Annotated in this window: 18 protein-coding genes and 1 pseudogene; 8 read left to right on the forward strand and 11 right to left on the reverse strand. The window is 53.8% G+C overall.

The window, feature by feature from the left end; genetic code table 11:
- Positions 1-99 precede the first annotated feature (99 nt).
- A complete protein-coding gene (locus INF68_RS01000; RefSeq protein WP_126786397.1) occupies positions 100-1,698 on the forward strand; it encodes a cyclic diguanylate phosphodiesterase in 1,599 nt (532 codons plus the stop codon).
- Between the two features lie 6 nt (positions 1,699-1,704).
- On the opposite strand, the gene yoaE is transcribed toward INF68_RS01000, so the two are convergent.
- A complete protein-coding gene (gene yoaE, locus INF68_RS01005) occupies positions 1,705-3,264 on the reverse strand; it encodes a CNNM family cation transport protein YoaE (RefSeq protein ID WP_109845092.1) in 1,560 nt (519 codons plus the stop codon).
- A 462-nt stretch (positions 3,265-3,726) separates the two neighbouring features.
- On the opposite strand from yoaE, the gene manX reads away from it, so the two are divergent.
- The 5 genes from manX (at position 3,727) to mntP (ending at position 7,882) form a co-directional block, all read left to right on the forward strand.
- Positions 3,727-4,692 carry a PTS mannose transporter subunit IIAB gene (gene manX / locus INF68_RS01010; protein WP_032658500.1) on the forward strand — a complete coding sequence of 322 codons (966 nt, stop codon included), beginning with the start codon at positions 3,727-3,729 and terminating at the stop codon, positions 4,690-4,692.
- A gap of 46 nt (positions 4,693-4,738) precedes the next feature.
- A complete protein-coding gene (gene manY / locus INF68_RS01015) occupies positions 4,739-5,539 on the forward strand; it encodes a PTS mannose transporter subunit IIC (protein WP_008500490.1) in 801 nt (266 codons plus the stop codon).
- 12 nt (positions 5,540-5,551) lie between these two features.
- Positions 5,552-6,403: a PTS mannose transporter subunit IID gene (locus INF68_RS01020; protein ID WP_006810994.1), complete on the forward strand. Its 852-nt coding sequence runs from the start codon at positions 5,552-5,554 to the stop codon at positions 6,401-6,403.
- 55 nt (positions 6,404-6,458) lie between these two features.
- On the forward strand, positions 6,459-6,917 hold the full coding sequence (locus tag INF68_RS01025) for a DUF986 family protein (RefSeq protein ID WP_126786398.1): 459 nt from the start codon (positions 6,459-6,461) through the stop codon (positions 6,915-6,917).
- Positions 6,918-7,315: 398 nt separating this feature from the next.
- Positions 7,316-7,882, forward strand: a complete 567-nt coding sequence (gene mntP / locus INF68_RS01030; RefSeq protein WP_029741998.1) for a manganese efflux pump MntP — start codon at positions 7,316-7,318, stop codon at positions 7,880-7,882.
- On the opposite strand, the gene rlmA is transcribed toward mntP, so the two are convergent.
- From rlmA to mgrB, 7 genes and pseudogenes are all read right to left on the reverse strand, one after another.
- Complete coding sequence (gene rlmA, locus INF68_RS01035; RefSeq protein WP_126786399.1) at positions 7,879-8,694, reverse strand: 23S rRNA (guanine(745)-N(1))-methyltransferase; 816 nt, start codon at positions 8,692-8,694, stop codon at positions 7,879-7,881. The genes mntP and rlmA overlap by 4 nt on opposite strands.
- A 65-nt stretch (positions 8,695-8,759) precedes the next feature.
- A complete protein-coding gene (ftsI, locus tag INF68_RS01040) occupies positions 8,760-10,478 on the reverse strand; it encodes a peptidoglycan glycosyltransferase FtsI (RefSeq protein ID WP_045355990.1) in 1,719 nt (572 codons plus the stop codon).
- Positions 10,479-10,697: 219 nt separating this feature from the next.
- Positions 10,698-10,907 carry a transcription antiterminator/RNA stability regulator CspE gene (cspE, locus tag INF68_RS01045; protein WP_001062678.1) on the reverse strand — a complete coding sequence of 70 codons (210 nt, stop codon included), beginning with the start codon at positions 10,905-10,907 and terminating at the stop codon, positions 10,698-10,700.
- A 13-nt stretch (positions 10,908-10,920) separates the two neighbouring features.
- Positions 10,921-11,065 (reverse strand): annotated as a pseudogene (locus INF68_RS01050) (DUF2627 domain-containing protein).
- Between the two features lie 525 nt (positions 11,066-11,590).
- A complete protein-coding gene (locus tag INF68_RS01055; RefSeq protein ID WP_126786400.1) occupies positions 11,591-12,580 on the reverse strand; it encodes an MBL fold metallo-hydrolase in 990 nt (329 codons plus the stop codon).
- A gap of 23 nt (positions 12,581-12,603) precedes the next feature.
- On the reverse strand, positions 12,604-12,894 hold the full coding sequence (locus tag INF68_RS01060) for a YebO family protein (protein WP_126786401.1): 291 nt from the start codon (positions 12,892-12,894) through the stop codon (positions 12,604-12,606).
- 74 nt (positions 12,895-12,968) lie between these two features.
- The gene (mgrB, locus tag INF68_RS01065; RefSeq protein ID WP_006175995.1) at positions 12,969-13,112 is read right to left on the reverse strand and encodes a PhoP/PhoQ regulator MgrB; all 144 of its coding nucleotides are present in this window, start codon (positions 13,110-13,112) and stop codon (positions 12,969-12,971) included.
- A gap of 161 nt (positions 13,113-13,273) precedes the next feature.
- Between mgrB and INF68_RS01070 the strand changes: the two genes are divergently transcribed.
- Positions 13,274-13,513 (forward strand): YobH family protein, encoded by a 240-nt coding sequence (locus tag INF68_RS01070; RefSeq protein ID WP_023312207.1) that lies wholly within the window; start codon positions 13,274-13,276, stop codon positions 13,511-13,513.
- A gap of 68 nt (positions 13,514-13,581) precedes the next feature.
- Here INF68_RS01070 and kdgR read toward each other — a convergent pair whose 3' ends face one another.
- Positions 13,582-14,373 carry a DNA-binding transcriptional regulator KdgR gene (gene kdgR, locus INF68_RS01075; RefSeq protein ID WP_023312208.1) on the reverse strand — a complete coding sequence of 264 codons (792 nt, stop codon included), beginning with the start codon at positions 14,371-14,373 and terminating at the stop codon, positions 13,582-13,584.
- A 179-nt stretch (positions 14,374-14,552) separates the two neighbouring features.
- On the opposite strand from kdgR, the gene INF68_RS01080 reads away from it, so the two are divergent.
- Entirely contained in the window at positions 14,553-15,926 is a 1,374-nt protein-coding gene (locus INF68_RS01080; protein ID WP_126786402.1) for an MFS transporter, read from the forward strand.
- A 50-nt stretch (positions 15,927-15,976) separates the two neighbouring features.
- Here INF68_RS01080 and htpX read toward each other — a convergent pair whose 3' ends face one another.
- Together htpX and prc are read right to left on the reverse strand one after the other, a co-directional pair.
- Entirely contained in the window at positions 15,977-16,858 is an 882-nt protein-coding gene (gene htpX / locus INF68_RS01085; RefSeq protein WP_014884290.1) for a protease HtpX, read from the reverse strand.
- Positions 16,859-17,051: 193 nt separating this feature from the next.
- Positions 17,052-19,100, reverse strand: coding sequence for a carboxy terminal-processing peptidase (gene prc, locus INF68_RS01090; RefSeq protein ID WP_126786403.1), 2,049 nt, complete (start codon positions 19,098-19,100; stop codon positions 17,052-17,054).
- Between the last annotated feature and the right edge of the window lie 8 nt (positions 19,101-19,108).

Genomic DNA, 19,108 nt, shown 5'->3' on the forward strand with positions numbered 1-19,108 from the left:
CGAATTTCCCTCTTCTTTCTCGTCTCCTTCTGCTTTCCCCACTACACTTTTACTGTTGCGTCCGGCTTTTGTGGCTGGTGGCTTATCAGGCGACCGTTCATGCAAACTGCACAAACGATCATTAAAAACTATCGCCGAAAACGCGTTATCGTCTGTGTGACGGTTGCGCTCCTCACGCTCATCCTGACGTTAGGCATTCGCTTTATTTCACAGCGCAATGTTAACCAACAGCGGATCCTCGATTTTACAAGCCACACCGTTCGCGCCCTTGATAACGTCCTGCTTTCTTTAGAGAACCGCCGCAGCGTGCTGCAGCCCCTGGTTGGGCAGCCCTGCCCGCAGGCGCACCTGGCGCTGCGAAAGCAGGCCGCCATTTTGCAGACGGTACGCTCCATCGCCCTGATTAACGACGGAATCCTGTACTGCTCGAGTATTTTCGGGAGCCGCAATGTGCCCGTTCGCGACTTCCTGAAAGAATTACCCGCCAGCACGGCGAAGCTAATTTTATCGAGCGACCAGTGGCTGCTTAAGGGTAGCCCGATATTGATCCAGTGGTATCCCGTCTCTCAGGACGGTGAAGCTGGCGTTATCGAAATCATCAATATCGATCTGATTGCCAAAATGATCCTCGAGCCCCAGCGCCCGCTCATCAATGACGTGGCGCTAACCGTAGGCGATCGCTTTCTGCGCTATGGACAACGCGTCAGCGACAGCCTGACGTTTGATGAGGAGGGCTCTCTTTTCCGGCAATCGTCAACCCGAAACCCTTTCACCATTACGGTCAGCGGGCCAGGCCCTGGAGAATTAGCCTTAAAAAGCCTGCCAGCCCAGCTGCCGCTGGGACTCATGCTCAGCCTGCTGCTGGGCTATCTCGCCTGGCTGGCAACGGCAAACCGGATGAGCTTTACGTGGGAGATCGATATGGGCATTGCGGCGCGGGAATTTGAGCTTTTCTGCCAGCCGCTGGTGAATGCCCGTACCCAGGCGTGCACCGGCGTGGAGATCCTGCTGCGCTGGAATAACCCCCGTCAGGGTTGGATCACCCCGGAGGTGTTTATCCCTCTGGCAGAAGAACATAACCAGATTGTCCCCCTGACCCGCTACGTCATCGCCGAAACGGTGCGCCAGATAGGCTACTTCCCTTCCAGCGCCGGTTTTCACATCGCTATTAACGTCGCCGCCAGCCATTTCCGTCACGCGGTGTTGATACAGGACCTGAACCGCCTCTGGTTCAGCGCCTGTCCGCGCCAGCAGCTGGTGATTGAACTCACGGAACGAGATGCGCTGCTGGATGCGGATTATCGCATCGTGCGCGAACTGCATCGCAAAGGGGTGAAGCTGGCCATCGACGATTTTGGTACCGGGAACAGCTCCCTCTCCTGGCTTGAAAAGCTTCACCCGGACGTGCTGAAAATCGACCAGTCGTTTACCACCGCCATCGGCACCGACGCCGTGAACTCGACGGTGACGGATATGATTATTGCGCTGGGACAGCGGCTGAATATTGAACTGGTGGCTGAAGGGGTCGAGACGGAGGAGCAGGCGCGCTATTTGCGCCGCCATGGCGTGCCTGTCCTGCAGGGGTTTTTCTATGCGCGGCCCATGCCGCTACGGGATTTTCCGAAGTGGCTGGCGGGAAGTTCGTCCCCGCCAGCGCATCATAATGGGCACATCGTGCCCTTAATGCCGCTGCGCTAAGCTGGCTTACTCATCTTCGTCGTGGACTGATTGTTCTTTAACAATGCGAACCATATCAACGCGATAGTCGTTGGCTTCAACGATCGTAATGTGCAGCGGCGCCAGCTCGATCACATCTCCGACGCGCGGGATTTGCCCATTAACGGCGATCACCAGGCCGGCAACGGTCGCGATGTCTTCTTCATCGTTGATCACGTTTTCCAGCCCCAGCGTGTGCGAGAGCGCGTGCAGGTCGGTGGTACCTTTAACCAGCCAGCCTTCACCGTCGGCAACGATCTCTGGCGTTTCGTCGGCATCCGGGAATTCACCGGCAATCGCTTCCAGCACGTCCAGCGGCGTGACCAGCCCCTGCACTACGCCAAACTCGTTGGTGACGATAACAAAGCTACCGCGAGCGCGGCGCAGCACCCCGAGCAGGTTGATAGGATCCAGCGTTTCCGGCACGACAATCGCAGGCGACGCGGCGGCAACGGCTTCCACGTTGACGCCCTCTTCCAGGGCCACCAGCATCTCTTTTGCCCGCACCACGCCGATGATCTCATCCAGCTCACCGCGGCACACCGGGAACAGGCTGTGCGGAGAAGAGAGCAGCTGCTGGCGAATTTCATCGACGCTCAGGTTTGCATCAACCCAGCTGATTTCCCCGCGCGGCGTCATGATGCCGCGCAGCGAACGGGAGGCCAGGGAGAGCACGCCGTTGATCATGTAGCGTTCTTGTTCCACAAACGCCCCTTCCGGGACCGGAACCGGGTTATGGTTTTCGGAATCAGACTGGACGTTCACCTGACGACGACCGCCCATCAGCCGCAGAATCGCGTCTGCGGTACGGGCGCGCAGCGGCTGATTCGACTGCTGCTTAATAAAGTTACGGCGCGCAATCTGGTTGAACAGCTCGATCAGAATCGAGAAGCCAATCGCGGCGTACAGGTAGCCTTTCGGAATATGGAAGCCAAAACCTTCCGCCACCAGGCTCAGACCAATCATCAGCAGGAAGCTCAGACACAGCACGACCACCGTCGGATGCTGGTTGACGAAGCGCGTCAGCGGCTTCGAGGCCAGCAGCATGACCGCCATCGCAATAACGACCGCCGCCATCATTACCGGCAGATGATTCACCATGCCGACCGCCGTGATCACCGCATCCAGCGAGAATACCGCATCAAGCACCACAATCTGCAGCACCACCACCCAGAAGCTGGCATAGCCTTTACCGTGCCCATCATCGTGCTGACGGTTTTCCAGCCGCTCATGTAACTCCGTCGTCGCTTTGAAAAGCAGGAATATCCCCCCGATCAGCATGATTAAATCACGCCCGGAGAAGGTATAGTCCATGACGGAGAACAGCGGTTTGGTCAGCGTGACCATCCAGGAGATGACGGAGAGCAGCCCCAGTCGCATAACCAGCGCCAGCGAGAGACCAATCAGACGCGCTTTATCACGCTGTTTTGGCGGCAGTTTGTCCGCAAGGATGGCGATAAACACCAGGTTATCAATGCCGAGAACAATCTCCAGCACCACCAGCGTGAGCAATCCCACCCAGATTGACGGGTCCATTAAGAATTCCATGACAAGCTCCTGCTAAAGGAATGACGAAACGGTGCCCCACTCAACGTGGGTAAAACAGAGGCAAACAGAGTCGATACGTGGCGAGGGTCGCCGGTGAATAAGGCGCGAAATGGCCTGGTTGATGACTGACGTCGGTGACGGTCCATATAGTGGGCTGTAACCCTATACTCCTGAACGATTAAACGGAGGCTAAACATATCAGAGACACTGTGTTTTTAGCAAAGATTTACGTTCCTTTGCAAAGTTCTGTAACACAGCGGCTTTACTCTACGGATAAATCTGTAACGCGTGGCTAAATTACGGATCTTCATCACATAAATTATTTTTTCACTATCTAAAATAATTCGCGGAAGTCTTAGTTTTTTGAACTCTAACCCTTATCTGAATCGATTCGGTTCGCCAATACGATTCTCAGTACGACTGCCTGGCAGGCGTATTAATGATAATAAAAGGAGGTAGCAAGTGACCATTGCTATTGTCATAGGCACACATGGTTGGGCTGCTGAGCAGCTACTCAAAACGGCAGAGATGCTGTTGGGCGAGCAGGAAAACGTCGGCTGGATCGATTTCGTTCCCGGTGAAAACGCCGAGACGCTGATAGAGAAGTACAACGCTCAACTCGCGAAGCTGGATACCAGCAAAGGCGTGCTGTTTCTCGTTGATACATGGGGCGGCAGCCCGTTCAATGCCGCCAGCCGCATTGTCGTCGATAAAGAGCACTATGAAGTTGTCGCCGGGGTTAATATTCCCATGCTGGTGGAAACCTTCATGGCGCGCGACGACAATCCGGCGTTCGATGAGCTGGTGGCGCTGGCCGTTGAAACCGGTCGCGAAGGGGTAAAAGCCCTGAAGGCGCAGCCGGTTGAAAAACCTGCCCCTGCGCCTGCAGCGGCACCAAAAGCGGCAGCACCGGCAAAACCGATGGGCCCGAACGATTACATGGTCATCGGCCTGGCGCGTATTGATGACCGCTTAATCCACGGCCAGGTCGCCACGCGCTGGACCAAAGAGACCAACGTTCGACGCATTATCGTGGTCAGCGATGAAGTGGCCGCTGATACCGTACGTAAAACCCTTCTGACTCAGGTTGCTCCTCCTGGCGTTACCGCGCACGTCGTGGATGTCGCCAAGATGATCCGCGTTTACAACAACCCGAAATACGCGGGTGAACGCGTGATGCTCCTGTTCACTAACCCGACAGACGTTGAGCGCATTGTTGAAGGCGGCGTGAAAATCACCTCCGTGAACATTGGTGGTATGGCCTTCCGTCAGGGCAAAACGCAGGTCAACAACGCCATTTCAGTCGATGCGAAAGATATCGAGGCATTCAACAAGCTGAATGCGCGCGGTATTGAACTGGAAGCCCGTAAGGTTTCTACGGATCAAAAACTGAAAATGATGGATTTGATCGGCAAAGTTGGGAAATAAGCCCGTGCCGGTTCTCATATAAAGTTTATGTAATAGGAGAAGTGCAATGGAGATTACCACTCTTCAGATTGTGCTGGTGTTCGTCGTCGCATGTATTGCGGGTATGGAATCCGTACTTGATGAATTTCAGTTCCACCGCCCTCTGGTGGCCTGTACGCTGATTGGGGCCGTTCTGGGTGACATGAAAACCGGTATCATCATCGGTGGTACCCTGGAAATGATCGCCCTGGGCTGGATGAACATCGGCGCGGCGGTTGCGCCCGATGCCGCGCTGGCCTCTATCATTTCGACCGTTCTGGTTATTGCTGGTCACCAGAGTATTGGTGCCGGTATCGCGCTGGCGATCCCGCTGGCTGCAGCTGGCCAGGTTCTGACCATCATCGTTCGTACTATCACCGTTGCCTTCCAGCACGCGGCGGATAAGGCGGCCGAAAACGGCAACCTCACGGCACTGTCGTGGATCCACGTTTCATCCCTGTTCCTGCAGGCGATGCGTATCGCGATCCCGGCGGTTATCGTGGCGATCTCTGTTGGTACCAGTGAAGTTCAGAGCATGCTGAACGCCATTCCAGAAGTGGTCACCGGCGGTCTGAACATCGCGGGCGGTATGATCGTGGTCGTCGGTTATGCGATGGTCATCAACATGATGCGCGCAGGCTATCTTATGCCGTTCTTCTACCTCGGCTTCGTGACCGCTGCCTTCACCAACTTCAACCTGGTTGCACTGGGTGTGATTGGTGCGGTAATGGCGATTCTCTACATCCAGCTCAGCCCGAAATACAACCGCGTCGCGGGTGCCCCAGCGCAGGCTGCTGGTAACAACGATCTCGATAACGAACTGGACTAACAGGTGAGCGAAATGGTTGATATGACAAAAACTACCACCGAGAAAAAACTCACTCCGGGTGATATTCGTGGCGTGTTCATCCGTTCTAACCTGTTTCAGGGTTCATGGAACTTCGAACGTATGCAGGCGCTGGGCTTCTGCTTCTCCATGGTACCGGCTATCAAACGCCTGTACCCGGAAAACAACGAAGCGCGCCGTCAGGCGATCAAGCGTCACCTGGAATTCTTTAACACCCATCCTTATGTAGCTGCTCCGGTTCTGGGCGTAACGCTGGCGATGGAAGAACAGCGTGCGAACGGCGCAGAGATTGACGACGGTGCCATCAACGGTATCAAAGTCGGCCTGATGGGCCCGCTGGCCGGTGTCGGTGACCCAATCTTCTGGGGTACCGTGCGTCCGGTCTTCGCGGCGCTGGGTGCCGGTATCGCGATGAGCGGCAGCCTGCTTGGCCCGCTGCTGTTCTTCATCCTGTTCAACGCCGTGCGCCTGCTGACCCGTTACTACGGTGTGGCCTACGGCTACCGTAAAGGGGTGGACATCGTTAAGGACATGGGCGGCGGCTTCCTGCAAAAACTGACTGAGGGGGCGTCAATCCTCGGTCTGTTTGTCATGGGGGCGCTGGTTAACAAGTGGACGCACGTGAACATCCCGCTGGTGGTCTCGACCATCACCGGACAGGATGGTCAGACCCGCGTCACCACCGTGCAGACGATTCTGGACCAGCTGATGCCGGGCCTGGTGCCGCTGCTGTTGACCTTCGCCTGCATGTGGCTGCTGCGTAAGAAAGTGAACCCGCTGTGGATCATCGTTGGCTTCTTCGTCATCGGTATCGCGGGCTACGCTGTCGGCCTGCTGGGTCTTTAAGTTTCAATGCTATAGGCCGGGGGCTTGCCCCCGGTTTTTTTTATCTGGAGGATGAATGACTGTCACGGACATCGTACTGGTTTTATTTATTGCTACCCTTCTGGCTTACGCGATCTATGACGAGTTCATCATGCCCCGCCGTCACGCCGAGACACTGCTCTCCCTTCCCCTTCTGCGACGCGGGCGCGTGGATGCGTTTATCTTCGCGGGTCTCATCGTTATTCTTATTTACAATAATGTCACCAGCCATGGTGCAATATTAACCACATGGTTATTATGTGCGCTGGCATTAATGGCGGTTTATCTGTTCTGGATCCGCACGCCGAAAATCATTTTTAAATCCCGCGGATTTTTCTTCGCCAATGTGTGGATAGAATATAACCGTATTAAAGAGATGAATTTATCCGAAGACGGTGTGCTGGTGATGCAATTAGAACAACGCCGCCTGCTTATTCGGGTGAAGAATATTGACGACCTGGAAAAGATATACAAGTTACTCGTTAAAACTCAATGAGTTAAATATATAGCAATGGCTATATTCTGTGTTTATCTTGCGCAAGAAATATAGCCAAAGCTATATCCCTTTCGTTAATTTGTGCTCTATTTGTTAACGATATTTTCACGCTTAAAGACAAATGAAAATCGTTATCACCAAGCATTTTAAATAATGCCTCTTCGTTGTTGTTTTATATTCTCAAAATATGTTAAGGTTGCGCCCGTCGTTGGGGAGTAGCCGATTTCCTGCTCGCAGGAAATGTACGTGTCAACATACTCGTTGAAAAACGTGGCGCGTACGGATCGCTGACAGCACATCTTATGTGCGGCGCGATCAGGCGAGACCATAGATACATCAACTGCTGTTTACTGGGGGCAGTGATGTGTCATATGGATATCCCCGGTCTGGATGCTGTTATGAATATCTCCGCTACGATCCTCCTCGCTTTTGGCATGTCCATGGACGCTTTTGCGGCTTCCATCGGAAAAGGCGCCACGCTCCACAAACCTAAGTTCTCAGAAGCCCTGCGTACCGGCCTCATTTTTGGCGCTATCGAAACGCTGACGCCGCTTATCGGTTGGGGACTTGGCATGCTCGCCAGCCAGTTCGTGCTGGAGTGGAACCACTGGATTGCCTTCGTACTACTGGTGTTTCTCGGTGGCCGAATGGTGATAGAAGGTTTTCGCGGCGGTGATGATGAAGACGAGGAGCCGCAGCACCGCCACGGGTTCTGGCTGCTGGTCACCACGGCGATTGCCACAAGCCTTGATGCAATGGCCGTCGGCGTCGGTCTGGCATTCCTGCAGGTCAATATTATCGCCACCGCGCTGGCCATCGGCTGCGCAACGCTGATCATGTCTACGCTGGGCATGATGGTCGGACGGTTTATCGGCCCGCTGCTGGGTAAACGCGCCGAGATCCTGGGAGGAATTGTGCTGATTGGCATTGGTGCCCAGATCCTCTGGGCACACTTCGCCGGTTAATCTTCGCGCTGCCAGACGTGGATACTGAAATCCGTCTGGCAGTTAAATATTGATTGTAGAGCTAACGCTTCCCACACTTCCGGTTTTGCCCGCCACGCGAACGGCGTCATCTGCAGCAGCGCGATTGCTTCTTCCCCTTTAAGCGTCATTTCATACGCCACGCTTTGCTCCTGCTTCAGGTTAAAACCGGCCAGCTGTTCAGAATGAGGGGCATGCAGTCGCACTTCGTCGTAGATCAGCCCTTTCAGCTCCATCAGATGACGCGGGCCCGGCGTCACGGTGACGACCCATCCGCCCGGTTTCACCACGCGAGCCAGCTCTTCCGCCTTGCAGGGCGCATAAATGCGGATAACAGCATCCATGCTGGCATCGTCAAACGGCAGCCGGTGACTGGATGCCACGCAGAACGTCACGTCCGCGTAACGCTTTGCCGCCGCGCGAATGGCCACTTTCGACACGTCCAGACCGAATGTCAGCGCGCCCTTCTCACGGGCAATCCCGGCAAAGCGTGCGGTGTAGTACCCTTCCCCGCAGCCAATATCGAGCATGGCGGTGGCAGAATCCGGCAAAATGTCATTAAGCATCTGCGCGACGGTCTCCCGCAGCGGCAGATAGTGCCCGGCATCCAGAAACGCGCGGCGCGCCTGCATCATCTCTGCACTGTCGCCTGGATCGCGGGAGCGCTTATGCTGCACCGGCAGAAGATTCACGTAGCCTTCTTTTGCCATATCAAACTGATGCCCCTGCGGACAGGTATAGCTTTTATCTGAATGCGTCAGGGGGGCGTGGCAAAGGGGGCAGCTGAAGGACATGGTGACTCCGGAGCATAATCAAAGGGCGAAGTGTACCGCTATTCGCCCTGGTTATAAACGCCCGGTTAACGCATAACGATAAGGTGATCGGAGCCCGCCGGTAACCCGTCAGGTTTTACATTCTCCAGACGCAGCACGTTACCCATAATCTCGCTGAAGACAGGCGCGGAAACGGCACCGCCGTAGTAGGCGCCATTTTGCGGATCGTTAATGACCACCACCAGGGCAAAGCGCGGATCGCTGGCGGGCGCAACGCCGGCCGTATACGCAACGTATTTATCGACGTACTTTCCGCTGTCGTCAATTTTCTTCGCCGTGCCGGTTTTCACCGCCACCCGGTAATCGCGAACGGCGGCCTTAACGCCCCCGCCGCCGGGCAGCGCAACGCTCTCCATCATGTGCTCCACCTCGTGCGCGATCTCTTCCGGCATGACGCGGTGCCCGATTACGGGTGGATCGATACGCGTAATCGAGAGAGGTCGCTCGAGCCCGAAGCCGCCGATCGTGGCGTAGACGTGCGCCAGCTGGAGCGGCGTCACCATCAGCCCGTAGCCGAAGGCAAAGGTCGCACGATCGAGCTGGCTCCAGTATTTACGATTTGGCAACAGCCCCGCGCTCTCGCCCGTTAAGCCAAGCCCCGTATTCGTGCCAAACCCAAAGTTTCGATAGGTATCAATAAGATGCTGGACAGGCATTGCCAGGGAGAGTCGGGATACGCCGGTGTCGCTCGATTTTTGCAGGATCCCGGTCATCGTCAGTTCAGGATAATAGCCCACGTCGCGGATACGATGCCCGTCAAGGGTATACGGATGAGTGTCAATCACGCTGTCCGGCTGGACCAGGCCCTGCTGCAGGGCCGTCATCAGCACCAGCGGCTTGACCGTCGAACCGGGTTCGAACGTATCGCTGATCGCGCGATTACGAAAATCGTTTATCGTCGCGCCTTCCCGATTATTGGGGTTGAAATCCGGATAGCTCGCCATGGCGAGTATTTCCCCGGTTGGGATATTTATTAGCACCGATGCGCCAGACTCGGCCTTGTTCCAGGCCACGGCATTATCGAGCGCATCTTCGGTGATGGTTTGCAGCCGCTCGTCGATACTTAACTGGATGTTATGCGCCGGTGCGGGCGCCACTTCCGTCAGGTTTTCAACCACGCGTCCGTAGCGGTCTTCCCTTACCTGTCGCACACCCGCCTTGCCGGTCAGCTGCGCGTTAAAGCTTTTTTCCACGCCTTCAATACCCTGCCCGTCAATATTGGTGAAGCCAATCAGGTTCGCTGCCACATGGCCGGCAGGATAAAAACGGCGAGATTCATCGCGTAAATTGATACCGGGCAGATTCAGCTTATCGATCCACTTCGCCTGTGCGGGATCGACCTGACGGGCAAGATAAATAAAACGCCCCTGCGGGTTGGCGTTGATTCGCGCCGAAAGTGTGCCCAGCGAGAGATGCAGCGCGTTTGCCAACGCCTGCCAGCGTTCGTCAATGCCAACGCCCCCTTTTGCCAGCACCGTTTTAGGATCGGCCCAGACGGCCCGGACGGGCACGCTCACCGCCAGGGGGCGACCTTCGCGATCCATTATCATGCCCCGCGGCGCATCAATCGCCAGCTGGCGGAGGGATCGCATATCTTCCTGCTTCACCAGATTGTCAGGCTTGATGATTTGCAGCCAGGCAACGCGGCCCAGCAAAAAAGCCAGACTACAAAAAATAGCTAAGCAGAGCAGCACAAAACGCGCTGGCGTGAAATTGCCAGCGGTCGTTATCAATTTCTTCTTCACCTGAACCCCAGAACTGTTAAACAACGCCCTGATTTAACGGGAAAAGATGGGTTTAAGGTGGCAAAACAGTGCTACTAACCTCGCAGCTTTGCAACAAGTTACTAACAAGACCGCCAATGGTAATATTTTGAAAGATAAGGGACATAAAAAAGCCCCGCATTATGCGAGGCTTTATGTCTGAGATTGAAGTGCTAGGCGCTTCAGTCAGCAGCGGTTCGATCAGATAGCAGTTACGTTAACTGCAGCTGGGCCTTTCTGGCCGTCCTGAATTTCGAACTCAACGTTCTGGCCTTCAGCCAGAGTTTTGAAGCCGTTACCCTGGATTGCAGAGAAGTGTACGAACACGTCTTTGCTGCCGTCAGCAGGAGTAATGAAACCAAAACCTTTAGACTCGTTGAACCACTTAACTTGACCTTTAATCTTTGCCATTTTGCAAAATTCCTTAGAGTGTTTTCTTAGCCCGCAGGCATTAACTGAGATAAAACTGAGACATTACTGCATGAGGCACTAATATAAGGTTCGGCAGAGAAGCGGTATTCAACGACAACGTGTTTACTCAGGACTTCTTTACTGAAAATGCCACACATAAACAGAACTGTACCTCGTTTGACCCAAAACGTGTTATCACACACTATGTTTAATATGGCAAGCCATTTTTAAACATGTCTCGATCCGCCGCACAAATTCGAACAGTGCCTGTCAGGTTTTGCACAATTATGCGCATCACTTACAGACAGCTCTGCTGCGTAACAAAGACCCAGCGTTGCTTTCACAAGCGCTGTAATCTAAGACTTTTTTAACATAGCTCAATCATTACGAAGCGTCCAGCAAACGGGAAAAGAAATCTTACGTCCTGATTGAGTTAGAACAATTTGTGAAAACTTATGCTTAAATCATTGTAACGCGACCAAATTGTTTCAGAGAAAAAACACTGTTAATAACCCGCGCCAAACTGTATTAAAATGCACCAACTAATAAACAGTGTTATGCACCAAAATAATGAAATTTTTATGACTCTGCATCAAAAGAAGGCAAGCAAAACGTTTCGATAAAAATAAAACATTCCTGCACGCGTTTACATACAGAATATATGCACTACGTTATCGCTTCGCTTATAAGGATAAATATTCACCAACTTTCAGTACCCTGAAAGAATGATTAACTGGTGCTAAATTATCTAGCGCGTCAGTTAACTCCCGCACAGGTTCATCGAGGGCTTCATCTGCCAGTTCAAACACGCCCCAGTGAATGGGAAACGCCAGAGGACAACCCAGCTGCTGCCACAATGCCACCGCAGATTGCGGATCCATATGATGGACAGCCATGAACCATCGTGGGGCATAGGCACCTATTGGTAACGCGGCAGCATCGATATGGCCAAGGCGTTCAGGTATCAACAGCAGCTCAGGCGAATACCCCGTATCTCCGCTGAACCAGAAACGATGATGTCGACCTTCCATAACCCAGCCGCACCATAATGAGCGATTGCGGTTCCATGGCGTGCGCATACTCCAGTGCTGTGCCGGTACGGCGGTCAGCGTCATCCCCTGCCAGGTGAAGCTCTGCCACCAGTCGAGCTCAACCACGCGTTTTGCCCCCCGGCGGCGAAACCAGTCGGCAAGGCCCAGCGGAACAAAAAAACTGACCTCGGGGAAGCGTTTGAGAATAAGGCGAATGGTCGCGTCATCAAGATGATCGTAATGATTATGGGAGATGACGACCGCATCAAGCTGATTGATTTGACAGACTGACAGCGCGGGAGGCGTTTTGCGCTGGGGTCCCAGGAAAGGGAGTGGAGAAGCGCGCTGTGAAAAAACCGGATCGGTAAGGATGATATTGCCGTCCAGCTGCAGCATTACGCTCGCGTGTCCCAGCCACCATACCCCATCTTCATGAGGTTGCGTAAGCTCAACCGGTTGCCACCACTGTTGGATAAAGTCTTCATAGCCCAGCGCGGGTGGCTTCGGTAAACCGGCCTCTTTACGCGCTTTGCGCCAACGGTCAAGATCGCCGGGTTGATGTCCGACAGGATCGGTATTACGAAAACCGTTCGGGGTGTGATGTTTCAGGGAGGGGTCATACCAGGGATTTTTCCAGACCACAGCCACCTCCCAGCATAAAAAGATTAACGCTCAGCCACCAGGCGGATAAAGTCGTCTTCGTCTTTGCTTTCTTCAGCGACCACGTCTTTCGGCGCGTCTTTCTCTTCCGGTTCGTTAGCCTCACACAGACGGCGTAGCAGCGCATTCTGACGTTTTTGCTGATCGAGCAGCGCTTCCAGCAGTTCAATCTGCTCGTTAGTACGGGAGCTGGCGCGGTTCACAAAAAACCAAATGACCAGGCCCACAAGCAGAACAACCAAAGAAATCATCAGGGATGCCATATTCAGCAGCCCTGAATTCAGTAACTCACCCATTTCACCACCTCAATAAAAACGTCTATTTTACCACTGGCGCGAAGGAAGGAAATCACCTTGAGAAAAAATGCGTATTACCACGGAATAAACTTATTGATTGCGCAAACGCCGCTAAAAAACTGTACATCCTGATCGCACATCACATTGATCGTCTGCGTCCATAACACCACGCACGCTATCAGCACGATAATCAGAATTACCCAGCGTATTTTTTTCACTCCACACTCCGTCTAAAAACCTGATGTAACGAGGTTAACACGCTTATCTTAAACAAGGACTAACTGTACCGCCATCGCACTTTTTTCAGAATCCTGCACTTGTTTCATCGTGTAAACCGTTTACGCTAGCTTTATGATAACAACGACAAAAGAGGCTAATGATGCGCTTCATTATTCGAACAATTATTGCACTGGCTATCGTCTGGATTGGCCTTCTGCTCACGGGTTATGGCGTGCTTGTTGGAAGCACCGAAAACGCAGCCGGGTTAGGGATTCAATGTAAATATTTAACAGCACAGGGCGTGAGCACTGCGCAATATCTGCATACTGACAGCGGGATCGTTGGCTTGACCAACTGTCCGGTCCTGCGAAAGACATCCGTCGTGATTGATAATGGCTAATCAGCAGGTGACATGACTGATATAAAAAACGCCGCAGCAGATGCGGCGTTTTTTTATGCGAGCAGAGATTAAAACGGGTAGTCGTGATAACCCATTTGTTCAGAAATCTTACGTGCGGCAGTGTGCAGAATAGCCACATACTCATGCAGACGCTCTTCGGAGAAGCGTAAGGTTGGGAAGGAGATACTTAAGCCCGCGATTACTACGCCAAAGCGGTCAAACACCGGAACGCCGATGCAGCGCAGCCCTTCTTCCTGCTCTTCGTTATCTTCGCCATACCCCTGCTCGCGTACGCGATCGAGCACCGTTAACAGCGCGTCTGTGCTGGTAATAGTTCGTGAGGTACTTTGCTTGTATTCCACGCCTTCGAGGATCTGCTTCACTTCTTCACGATCGCGCCACGCCAGCAGAACCTTACCAATCGCGGTGCTGTAGAGCGGGTTGCGACGACCAATGCGCGAGTACATGCGCAAATTGTACATGGAGTCGATTTTATGGATGTAAACAATGCTGTCTTCATCCAGCGCACCGAGATGGATGGTCTCTTTGGTCAGGCGAGAGATTTCACGCATCTGGATATCAGCGCTGCGGATCAGGTCAACATTTTGCAGCGCACGAGCGCCCAGCTCAAACAGCTTAAGCGTCAGAGAGTATTTTTCAGATTCGCCTTCCTGGGCAACGTAGCCCAGCGACTTCATGGTTTGTAAAAAGCGATACACGGTGCTTTTAGACATCATCACGCGCTGCGACAACTCTGTAATACCTATTTCACGCTCTTCCCCAAGCGCCTGTAAGATGCCAAACACCTTCAGCACGGAAGAAACAGAATCTGGCTGTTTATCCAAATCCGCAATAGCCATTTACCACCTCATAGCGAGTGTTTTATAAAAATCAGAACCGGTTTTTATTATAAGTTCCCCTCATGTCACCTGCAATCAATCCGCGTTTACTTCGTTACAAATCTGCGACATATCGCGGCTGTAACAATGCTAAAATAGTTACCCTGAGAATAATTTCACGCTGAGCTTTTTTAATCCTAATGGAAAAGATCCTTTCCGATGGTCTGCCTTTACCCCAGCGGTATGGCGCTATAGCGACCATCATTATCGGTATCTCAATGGCCGTCCTTGACGGCGCAATCGCGAACGTTGCCCTGCCAACCATCGCCAGCGACCTGCATGCCTCTCCCGCCAGTTCGATATGGATCGTTAACGCCTATCAGATTGCGATTGTGGTTTCCCTGCTCTCGTTCTCTTTCCTGGGCGATATGTTCGGTTACCGTCGGGTGTATCAATGCGGTCTGGTGGTTTTCACCTTCACGTCCTTGCTATGCGCCCTTTCAGATTCGCTGCATACCCTGACGCTTGCCCGCATCGCGCAGGGTTTTGGCGGCGCGGCGCTCATGAGCGTAAACACGGCGTTGATCCGCTTAATTTATCCCCAGCGTCATCTGGGGCGCGGCATGGGGATAAACTCGTTTATTGTCGCCGTCTCTTCCGCCGCCGGGCCGACTATTGCGGCGGCGATCCTTTCCGTTGCGTCATGGCAATGGCTGTTTGCTATTAACGTGCCGCTGGGCATTGTCGCTATATTCTTTGCCCTGCGCTTTCTTCCCGCTAACGGCCCTAAAAGCACCATGCCGCGCTTCGATGTGGCGAGTGCAGTGATGAATGCCCTGACCTTTGGCCTGCTGATTACGGCGCTGAGCGGCTTTGCGCAGGGACAGTCTCTGATGCTTACCGGCGCGGAGCTCATTTCCCTGCTGGCGATCGGCTTCTTCTTTGTTCGCCGTCAGCTCACTCTCCCCGTGCCTTTACTGCCGGTGGATCTGCTGCGTATTCCCCTCTTTTCCCTCTCCATTTGCACGTCAGTCTGCTCGTTCTGCGCCCAAATGCTGGCTCTGGTTTCTCTGCCCTTCTTTCTGCAGAGCGTGGTCGGCCGTTCAGAAGTGGAGACCGGCCTGCTGTTAACCCCCTGGCCACTAGCGACCATGGTGATGGCGCCGCTGGCAGGTTACTTAATTGAACGTGTCCATGCCGGTTTACTGGGAGCATTGGGGCTTGCGGTGATGGCGACAGGCCTTTTCGCGCTGGCTCTACTACCGTCATCGCCAACCGATCTGGACATCATCTGGCGCATGATTCTGTGCGGCGCAGGGTTTGGCCTGTTCCAGTCCCCTAACAATCACACCATCATCACATCCGCGCCGCGCCATCGCAGCGGAGGTGCCAGCGGCATGCTGGGGACCGCGCGCCTTCTGGGGCAAAGCAGCGGCGCGGCGCTGGTCGCCCTGATGTTTAACCTCGCCGGGCAAAACGGCAACCATGTTGCGCTTCTCACCGCGGGAGCCCTTGCCTCGCTCGCGGCGGTCGTCAGCGGCCTGCGCGTGACCCAGCCCAGGGTTCAGGCATAAAAAAAGCCGGGCGGAGTGTTCTCCTGCCCGGCTTATTAGAGTTCTTAGCGTTACTTCAGATATTCCCCACTGCGCAGCGCTTCGATACGTTTATCCAGCGGCGGGTGAGACATAAACAGCTCGCTCAGCGATTTGGATTTACCGTTAATGCAGAAGGCCATCATGCTGTTCGCTTCCTGCGGCTCATAGCTAGTTTTCAGACGCTGCAGCGCGGCAATCATCTTCTCACGACCAACCAGCTTCGCCGAGCCGGCATCCGCGTGGAATTCACGGTGGCGGGAGAACCACATGGTGATGATGCTGGCCAGAATACCGAATACCAGTTCCAGAACCATCGAAACGGCGAAGTAGATCAGCGGGTTGCCGTTGCTCTCTTCACCTTCATCACGGTTTCCGCCCATAAAGCCTGCCGCGATCTGCGCCAGAATACGGGAGATGAAGATCACGAAGGTGTTCACCACGCCCTGAATCAGGGTCATGGTCACCATGTCACCGTTGGCGATATGGCTGATTTCGTGGGCAATAACCGCTTCGGCTTCGTCACGGCTCATGTTCTGCAGCAATCCGGTACTGACGGCAACCAGTGACGCATCGCGACGGGCGCCCGTGGCGAAAGCGTTGATGTCCGGGGCATGGTAAATCGCCACCTGCGGCATGGCGATCCCGGCCTGACGGGATTGCTGAGCCACCGTGTTCATCAGCCACTGTTCCATATCGTTACGCGGCTGTTCAATAACCTCACCACCCACCGATTTCAGTGCCATCCACTTCGACATCAGCAGGGAGATGAACGAGCCACCAAAACCAAACAGCAGCGCCATAATCAACAGACCCTGAACGCTGCTCGACTGAATTCCTGTCAGGCTTAGCACGAGCCCGAAAACCACCATGACCGCCAGGTTGGTGAGCAGGAAGAGCGCGATTCGCATCATAATTTTCTTTTTACCTCAGTTTAACAAAACGCACTATGCGATTACCCACATCGTATGGGTATTGCGGCTATTTTCAAGCATCCGGCGGGCGTAAGTCACCAGAAAGACACAACTTTACACAATTGGAAATCTGACTGACGGAAGGATGCAGAACAAAAAGAAACAGGCACAATTTCTTGTGCCTGTTGGAAGGTTATTTTGCCGGAGCGGGCTGTACGGCTGCTTTCTCTTTTTCCTGATTCGCCAGGTCGAGAGCGATATGCACCGTCTCGTCCAGATACGGATCCGGCTCCTGGTAATCTTTTGGCAGATCGTCCAGTTTCTTGAGCAGAGGCTTGCCTTCGCGCTTGAAGCGATCGTTGATACGCGCCAGGCGGGTTGCATCATCCTCGTTGTTCTCTTTCTCACGCTGTGCGTAGTTCAGAGAAACGATATTCCGCTTATCTTTCAGGGCGTTGAATCGTGCAATGTCCTTCATGATGTACTGGAACTCCGGATCTTTCGCGATGCGGTCGTTATGCGCTTTCAGCAGTTCAGGGCCAAATTGCGTCATATCACCCGCTTTCACGTAGGTCGCGGCATTGATGCTGTCCCACGGCAAGGCGTTATCTTCAAACTTCTCGCCGGTTTCCGTCTCTTCCGTGCCTGTCGGCATCATGATGTCCGGCGTTACGCCCTTACGCTGCGTACTGCCGCCGTTCACGCGGTAGAATTTCTGAATGGTGTACTGAACCGAGCCCAGCGCAGGCCATTCCGGACGCAGCATCTGATCGTAAATACGATTCAGAGAGCGATACTGCTGAACGGTACCTTTCCCGAAGGTTGGCTCACCGACGATCAGCGCGCGGCCATAGTCCTGCATTGCAGCGGCAAAGATTTCAGACGCGGAAGCACTGAAGCGGTCAACCAGGACCACTAGCGGGCCTTTGTAGTAGACCACTCCGTCGTTGTCGGCATCTTCACGCACTTTACCGTTGTTATCGCGCACCTGAACCACCGGGCCAGATGGAATGAACAGACCGGAGAGTGAAACCGCTTCCGTCAGCGCCCCGCCGCCGTTACTGCGCAGGTCGATGATAATGCTGCTGACGTTCTGCTTTTCAAGCTTCTGCAGCTGAACCTTCACATCGTCAGTCAGCCCCACGTAGAAGCCAGGAATATCCAGAACACCCACCTTCTCTTTACCCACGGTTTTCACCGACATTTTCACCGCGCGGTCTTCCAGACGGATACGCTCGCGGGTCAGGGTAACGATACGGGTTTTGGTGCCTTTACCTGCTGGCAGAATTTCCAGACGAACCTTGCTGCCTTTCGGACCTTTGATCAGCGCAACCACGTCATCGAGACGCCAGCCGATCACGTCGACCATGTTCTGGCCTGTTTGTCCTACACCCACAATGCGATCGCCTACGCTAATCGCTTTGCTTTTGGATGCCGGGCCACCCGCGACCATGGAATTGATCACCGTGTAATCATCGTCCATCTGCAGCACCGCGCCGATACCTTCCAGAGACAGGCTCATCTCGGTATTGAACTGTTCGGTGTTGCGTGGAGAGAGATAGTTGGTGTGCGGATCGATTTCGTGTGCAAAGGCGGTCATCGCGAGTGAGAAAACATCCTCGCTGTTGGTCTGCGCCAGACGACGGATAGCAAATTTATAACGACGCGTCAGCGTGTCACGGATCTCTTTTTCGTCTTTGCCGGTCAGCTTAAGGCTCAGTTCGTCGTATTTAACTTTGCCGTCCCAAAGCGCATTCAACTCGGCTTCATCTTTTGGCCAGGGCGCTTTACTGCGATCCAGATTAAAGGTGTCGTTGCCGGTGAAGTCCATTGGACGTTCCAGCACTTTAAGCGCGTACTGATAGCGTTCAAAACGACGCTTTTGCGACAGGTTGTAGAGATCGTAGAACAGATCCAGCTTGCCTGAACGCAACTCGTCACCCACCTCGGATTTGCGCTTAGCGAACTGCTCGACATCGCTGGCGAGCAAAACGTTATGGCTGTAATCCAGCAAGTTCAGATAGCGGTCAAAGATTTTGGCCGAAAAGGCCTGATCGAGATCGAACTGACGATAGTGCGAGCGGGTAAAACGTGAGGTCACGCGCTCGCTCACCGTCGCGTGCTGCGTCTCTTCCTTGAGAACCGGAATTTGATCAACACGCGTGATATCGTCCACTGCAAAAGCGTGACCTGTTATGGCAAACAGGCCCGCCAGCGCGGTGAGCTTAAAAAAAGTGTTCATGCCAGGCT

Origin of the sequence: Enterobacter cloacae complex sp. P16RS2 (genome assembly GCF_014982155.1) — a bacterium.
In the GTDB taxonomy this organism is placed as follows: Bacteria; Pseudomonadota; Gammaproteobacteria; order Enterobacterales; family Enterobacteriaceae; genus Enterobacter; species Enterobacter cloacae_M.